The sequence below is a fragment of the Aeromonas sp. HMWF016 genome (assembly GCF_963878195.1).
Classification (GTDB): Bacteria; Pseudomonadota; Gammaproteobacteria; order Enterobacterales; family Aeromonadaceae; genus Aeromonas; species Aeromonas lacus.
This window is the reverse complement of the sequence record NZ_CAWNWX010000011.1, coordinates 32,686-35,198: the sequence shown is the minus strand read 5'-3', so window position 1 is coordinate 35,198 and position 2,513 is coordinate 32,686. Positions and strand designations below refer to the sequence as shown.

Sequence of the window (2,513 nt, the reverse complement as noted above, 5' to 3'; positions counted from 1 at the left end):
GATTCTGGCCCACACCTGCGGCAACCCCCGTTCAATCCCAAGCCGTTTCCAAACTTCCCCTTGCCAACACCCGCCGTTTTTCATCTCCGCTGAAATCTGCTCAAAAAAAGATCTTTCCTATTCTCGGCGGCTGATTTATACATACGTATAAATCAGATCGAAATTTGTGCAACAGGAACCAGAAAGATGAATCCAACCCGGCAGAAACTGCTCGATACCGGCCTCGCCATCGCCACCGAGAAGGGGCTACGCGGCCTGACGGTGCGCGAGCTGGCGGCGGCGGCCGAGGTGAACCTCGGCTCCTTCGTCTACCACTTCGGCAACCGCGACGCCTTTATCGACGAGCTGGTCGAGCTCTGGTACGCCCCCCTCTATGACGAGCTCAAGGCGGTAGCGGCAAAAGGCTCCTACCCCTCTGCCATCGCCATGTTCGAAGCCACCATGGAGGCGCTGATCGGGCTGGTGGCGCGCCAACGCGGCTTCATCAACCACCTGTTTGGCGATGCGCTGGCAGGTGAAGGGGCGGCCCAGCGCTTTCTGCTCAGCCTGCCGCGCCGTCATCCCCTGCTGCTGATCGAACAGGTACGGATGGCACAGGCGGAAGGGTCGCTGGTCGCGGGTCACCCGCTCCAGCTGATGATCTTCATCATGGGGTCGGTCGGCCTGCCGCTGGTGATCGCCGGCAGCGGTCGCCAGCTCGGCTGGCTGCCCGAACAGGCCGCCCCCTTTCTCAGCCAGATAGATAACCCCGAGGCCGCCAGACAGCGTCTGGTATGGGCCCTGCGCGGCCTGCGCCCCACCGATATGAAGGAAGGAGAAGCGGTATGAAGCAACGCATTACAATTGTGGTCCTGCTGCTAACCGTTATCGGCGGCTATCTCTGGTGGCAGGGGCGACCGGCCGACGGCTCCATGCTCTACGGCAATGTCGATATTCGCGACGTCAATCTGGCCTTTCGGGTCGGTGGCCGCGTCGATCAGGTGCTGGTCGACGAGGGGGATAGGGTGAAAGCGGGTCAACTGCTGGCCCGCCTCGATCCGGTTCCCCTCACCCACAGCCGCGACAGCGCCCGCGCCAATCTGGCTGCACTCACTGCCGCCAACGCCTTGATCCACAAAGGCTATCGCAGCGAAGAGACCGACCGCGCCCGGGCCGCACTGGCCGCCGCCGAAGCCGCTGCGCTGGAAGCCGACCAGCAGTGGCGCCGCCAGAGCGCATTGGCAGCCACCGGCGCCATCTCCCGCGGTCAGCTCGATACCGCCCGATCCCAGCGAGACCAGACCCGGGCGCAAGTGCGCTCCGCCCGCGAACAGCTCGCCCAGCTCGAAACCGGCTATCGCCCGGAAGAGATCGCCCAGTCCGATGCCCAACTGGAAGGGGCCAAAGCGGCGCTCGCCAGTGCCGAGCTGGCGCTGGCGGATGCCAGCCTGACCGCCCCCAGCGACGGCATCATCATCAGCCGCGCCGTCGAGAACGGCAGCATGGTGCAGAGCGGAGCGACCGCCTTCAACCTCTCCCTGACCGCGCCGGTCTGGGTGCGTGCCTATGTGGAGGAGCCCTGGCTCGGCCACTTCCCGAGCGGCGCCAAAGTGACCCTCACCACCGACTCGCGGCCGGATCAGCCCTATCACGGGGTGGTGGGCTTTGTCTCGCCCACCGCCGAGTTCACCCCGAAATCGGTGGAGACGCCTGACCTGCGCACTCACCTCGTCTACCGGCTGCGCATCGTGGTGCAGGATCCCGACCCGGCCCTGCGCCAAGGGATGCCGGTCACCGTCAGGCTGGCACCATGAGCTGCGCCATCTCCCTTGAGGGGCTCACCAAACGCTTTGGTGAGCGGGTCGCCCTCAACGCCATCTCGGCCACCATTCCGGCTGGCGGCATCACCGGGCTGGTGGGCCCCGACGGCGCGGGCAAGAGCACTTTGCTGCGCCTGCTGGCCGGTCTGCTGATCCCGGAAGCGGGCACCATCCGGGTGCTGGGGCTGGATCCGGTGAGCGAGGGGGATCTGCTGCGCCAGCGCCTCGGCTACATGCCCCAGCAGTTCGGCCTCTACGAGGATCTCAGCGTGCTGGAGAACCTCACCCTCTACGCTGACTTGCGCGGCGTACTGGAGCCCGAGCGCACGCCCACCTTTGCGCGGCTGCTCGCCTTCACCGACCTCGCCCGCTTCACCGCACGACCGGCGGGCAAACTCTCTGGCGGGATGAAACAGAAGCTCGGGCTGGCCTGCGCCCTGCTCGGCACCCCGGATGTGCTGCTGCTCGACGAGCCGGGGGTCGGGGTCGATCCCATCTCCCGCCGCGCCCTCTGGCAGATGGTGCGCGAGCTGGCCAAGGGAGGGATGACGGTGCTCTGGAGTACCGCCTATCTCGACGAGGCGGAGCTGTGCGACCACGTGCTGCTGATGGCAGATGGCGAGGTGCGCACCAACGGCACGCCGGCCGATCTGATGGGGGCCATGGCCAGCCGCTGCTGGCTGCTGGAGGCGGGACAACTGGATGGCCGCGAGC

3 protein-coding genes are annotated in these 2,513 nt (G+C 66.3%); all 3 read left to right on the top strand.

Annotated elements, in window-relative coordinates:
• Positions 1–186: 186 nt before the first annotated feature.
• Positions 187–828 (top strand): TetR/AcrR family transcriptional regulator, encoded by a 642-nt coding sequence (locus tag AACS24_RS01270; RefSeq protein ID WP_108572115.1) that lies wholly within the window; start codon positions 187–189, stop codon positions 826–828.
• Entirely contained in the window at positions 825–1,793 is a 969-nt protein-coding gene (gene hlyD / locus AACS24_RS01265; protein WP_108572114.1) for a secretion protein HlyD, read from the top strand. Before AACS24_RS01270 ends, hlyD begins: the two co-directional genes overlap by 4 nt.
• The coding region (locus AACS24_RS01260) for an ABC transporter ATP-binding protein (RefSeq protein ID WP_258223048.1) at positions 1,790–2,513 on the top strand (724 nt) is incomplete at its 3' end. The genes hlyD and AACS24_RS01260, both read left to right, overlap by 4 nt.